Source organism: Dialister micraerophilus DSM 19965 (assembly GCF_000194985.1).
Taxonomy (GTDB): Bacteria; Bacillota; Negativicutes; order Veillonellales; family Dialisteraceae; genus Dialister; species Dialister micraerophilus.
Genome location: NZ_GL878519.1, coordinates 774,724 through 778,743 on the forward strand (window position 1 = coordinate 774,724; position 4,020 = coordinate 778,743).

3 protein-coding genes are annotated in these 4,020 nt (G+C 37.6%); all 3 read left to right on the forward strand.

Going from position 1 to position 4,020, the window contains the following annotated elements:
- Positions 1-61: 61 nt before the first annotated feature.
- The 3 genes from HMPREF9083_RS03640 to HMPREF9083_RS03650 all read left to right on the forward strand — a co-directional run bounded on the left by HMPREF9083_RS03640 (position 62) and on the right by HMPREF9083_RS03650 (position 3,923).
- Entirely contained in the window at positions 62-1,939 is a 1,878-nt protein-coding gene (locus tag HMPREF9083_RS03640) for a pyridoxal-dependent decarboxylase (RefSeq protein ID WP_007556053.1), read from the forward strand.
- Between the two features lie 78 nt (positions 1,940-2,017).
- Entirely contained in the window at positions 2,018-3,421 is a 1,404-nt protein-coding gene (locus HMPREF9083_RS03645) for an amino acid permease (protein ID WP_007556054.1), read from the forward strand.
- A 49-nt stretch (positions 3,422-3,470) separates the two neighbouring features.
- On the forward strand, positions 3,471-3,923 hold the full coding sequence (locus tag HMPREF9083_RS03650; protein WP_256998183.1) for a HutP family protein: 453 nt from the start codon (positions 3,471-3,473) through the stop codon (positions 3,921-3,923).
- Positions 3,924-4,020 lie beyond the last annotated feature (97 nt).

Genomic DNA, 4,020 nt, shown 5'->3' on the forward strand with positions numbered 1-4,020 from the left:
ACTCTCGATTATGGTTCAGGTTATTTCTAATAACTTACATAATTTGAGGAGGTTAAGAATCATGAGTACAAAACCTACAAAGGGAGTAAATCTCAAGTCATTATTTTTGGGTGATAGAGCTCAAAACGGAAAATTTTATAAAGAAACCTTAGCGCATATGATTGACGAACATTTTGCATGGCGTCAGAATTATATGCCTCAGGATAAGGGTGCTATCAGTGTAAGAGATCAGCAGGATGAAGGTTACAAGGAAGGTCTTGTAAGAACAACCGAAGTGTTGGAAGAACTTTCACAGTTGATGAGAATCAAGTCAGTACCCTTCCAGTCAGGACGTTATCAGGGTCATATGATATCAGAAACTTTGATGCCGTCCCTTTTAGCGTACAGTTTTAGTATGTTATGGAACTCCAATGACTGTGCATTTGAATGTTCACCGGCATCTTCTGTGATAGAAGAACAAGTTGGATATGAAATGGCTCATATGCTCGGATTTACAAAAGGTACAGGTTGGGGTCACATTACATCCGGTGGTACAGCAGCAAACTTGGAAGCTATTTGGTACGCACGTAACGTTAAGTCATTGCCGCTCGCAATAGCTGAAGTTGTTCCTGAATACGTAAAAGGCAAGAGTGAATGGGAATTGTACAATATGCCGGTAGATGAAGCTTTGGAAATTTGGTCCAAAGTTGATCAGGAAACCCGTGACAAGATTAAGAGTCACACAGCTCGTAGCGGAAGAAACATTCAGAAACTCGGAAAATGGATTGTGCCGCAGACCAAGCACTATTCATGGCCGAAAGGCGCAGATATCGTAGGTATAGGAACAGATAATGTAGTATCCATTCCTGTAACCGAAGATTACATCATGGATGTAAATGAACTTGAAAAGAAAGTTCGTGAATTTGCAGCCAAGAAGATTCCGATTATCGGTGTACTTGCAGTTGTAGGAACAACTGAAGAAGGTCAGGCAGACCCTGTAGATAAGATTGTTGCACTTCGTAAGAAACTTTACAATGAATTGGGAATTTACTTCTACATTCACGTAGATGCAGCTTATGGTGGATACTTCCGTACAATATTCATTGATCCAGAAACAAATGACTTTGCGGAATCTTATGAAAAAATGATTGAACTTCAAGATGAATACAATGTATTTGCAGATCATAAAGGATGTCGTATACCCGAATCTGTTTATAACGCATACAAAGCAATGGGTGAAGTTGAATCTATAACCGCAGACCCGCACAAGATTGGATATGTACCGTATCCGGCAGGTGGTATTGTTCTGAGAAACAAGACAATGCGTGAAGTCAGCGGATACCTTGCAACATACGTATTCGGAAATGGTAAGAATATTCCTGCATTGCTCGGCGCATACATGGTTGAAGGATCCAAACCGGGTGCAGCTGCAGCAGCAGTTTGGGCAGCACACAGAGTATTACCGCTCAACATTTCCGGCTATGGTAAATTGATGGGTGCAACAGTTGCAGGTGCAAACTTCTTGTATGACTTCTTGAAAGACAGAACATACATTGTAGGCGGCAAGAAGTATACCTTCAGAATGGTATATGTACCGGCAACCAACATGATTGACTGGGTAATTTATGAAGAAGGACAGAAAGACCTTGCTAAGATTAATGAATTGCAGAACAAGTTCTACGACTTGTCATGCTTCTCAGCAGGTCCGTTGTTCTTCAATGAATGGATTATTACACACACAGACTTTGCATTCAAGGACTACGGCGACAGCCCGAAACCGTTCGTATGCGGAGATCTTGGAATAAGTGATGCTGAATGGGATCGTGTAGGAAGAGTTACAGTACTTCGTTCAACTATCATGTCACCATACTTAGGCGACAAGAAACTGTTCGATAGTTATGCAGCAAGCATAGATAAAGTAATTGAAAAACGTCTTCAGAAGATTGTTTTGGGTAAATGATAGTTTTCAGAAGAAGTTACAAAGAAAGGTCTTTTGACCTTTCTTTGTAACCTATCGTTTTTTGAGAGGGGAACAGTTATGAATAAATTGGCGTTAGGGACTTTTATCGGTATGACGATGGCACTTGTTGCAAATGTTCGAAGTATACCGACAATGTCAGCTGCAGGTTGGTTGCAGATTACTTTTATGATATTTGCCGTATTATTTTTTGCATGGCCGGTGACTGCAATTGCAGGAGAGTTATCAACTTTACTTCCTGGTGAAGGAGGACCGCAGTTATGGGTAAAAAAAGGTCTTGGTGAAAGGTGGGGTATGGTAACAGCATGGCTTTTGTGGGCAATGATGTTTGCTGGAATGGTAATGGTTGCTACTGGACTTTGGCCTATGCTTTGTATTGCATTTGGAAGACCTGAGTTGACTGGTGATATATTTTACTCTATGATTTGTGTATTGGTTCTTTATTGGATTATTACTATATTAAATTTAAACTTCAATATGGCAAAGATTGGAGGAAATATTGGTGTTTGGTTAGGTATATATATACCAGCTGTTATGATTTTCGTTTTAGGAATAGCGGTTGCTTTTAAAATAGGATTGAATCCTTTGGGGGGACTTGATGTATTTTCATTCGCAAAACTTGTTCCTAATATTGCGGACATGTCGTCTTTGAAATATCTTGTTGCAATAGCATTTATTTTTACAGGCATTGAAATTTCATCTGTATTTATTCCTCAACTTGAAAATCCAGTTAAAAATTATCCTAAAGGTTTGATGGCAGCATTAATCGCTATGGTTGTTATTAATCTTGCTAATGGGTTATTGGTTGCAAATGTAGTACCTAAGGGGACTTTGGAATTAGCAAATGTTGCACAACCAGTTTTAATTGCTTGTCAAATTTTGGGATTGCCAACAATTATTGCAAATATTTTTGCATTTATGGTATTTATCGGGGTAATGCTTCAATTGTCTGCATGGGTTACAGGGCCGGCAAGATCAATGACACAAGTGGCAAGAGAAGGACTTTTCCCTGCTTGGTTTAACTTTCATAAAGTTAACAAATTTGGTGTTTCAAAGAGTGTTATTTTTGCACAAAGTATAGGAATTTCATTATTTACTTTACTTTATGTAGTTATAGGTAATGTAAATGCTGTATTTTTGACGCTTACAAATGTTACCGCGGTAGTATATTCAATTGCATATATTTTTATAGCAATAGCGATAGTTAAGTTACGTTATGATATGCCTAATGCTGAACGTGCTTATAGAATAGGGAAATCTGGTAACGGTTTGGCGATTTTATATGCGGTGTTGCTTATTGCAAGTATAGTGGGAATGACAGCTGCAACGTTATCGACAACGGCAATGCATGATGTGATTATAATAGTTGTTATCTCATTGGTGTTGTTTTTTGCGCCGTTGGTAATATATGCTTTCAAGAAACCGTCTTGGAAAGAAAGAATAGATGCGGATTTGAAGAAATAGTATGAATAATCATTTATTTTAAAGATTTGAAAGTTTAAGGTTAAATTGATTGTTGCGGTATGGAGGGTCGGAAATGGGACCGGAACGAATATGTGCAGAAACAGGGAGATTAGCATTGGAAGTAGCTTTAACAAGAACGCGTGAAGATGAACGCATCTTAATAAATAAGTTAAATAAAAATGGTATTTTATCAGTTGCTGTAGATTTTGGCGGAGATTTCGTAAAAACAATACCTAAGATATTGGAAAGTATAGTAGTAGGTGCAAGGCGACAACATGTTATTGTTGAAGATTATATAGAGGAAGCTGCTGTGCTAGGTGCATCAAGATCGGCGTTAGAGCAACTTAAGATAAAGGGTATAGGGTGTAGTGTAGGTGGTAAAGCTAGTGTCGTTAGGTGTGGTGAAAATTTATGTGTTGCTATATATATGCAAATAGGAATTATAAATTTAGACGATATGGCTATAGGTTTAGCTCATAGGGCTATAAGAAAAGGATATTAATTATAAAAAGCAATCATTATTGATTGCTTTTTATAATTTTAAAATTATTTTTAAGTATATTTATACACTAATTGTGTATTAAAATAAAATCTATATC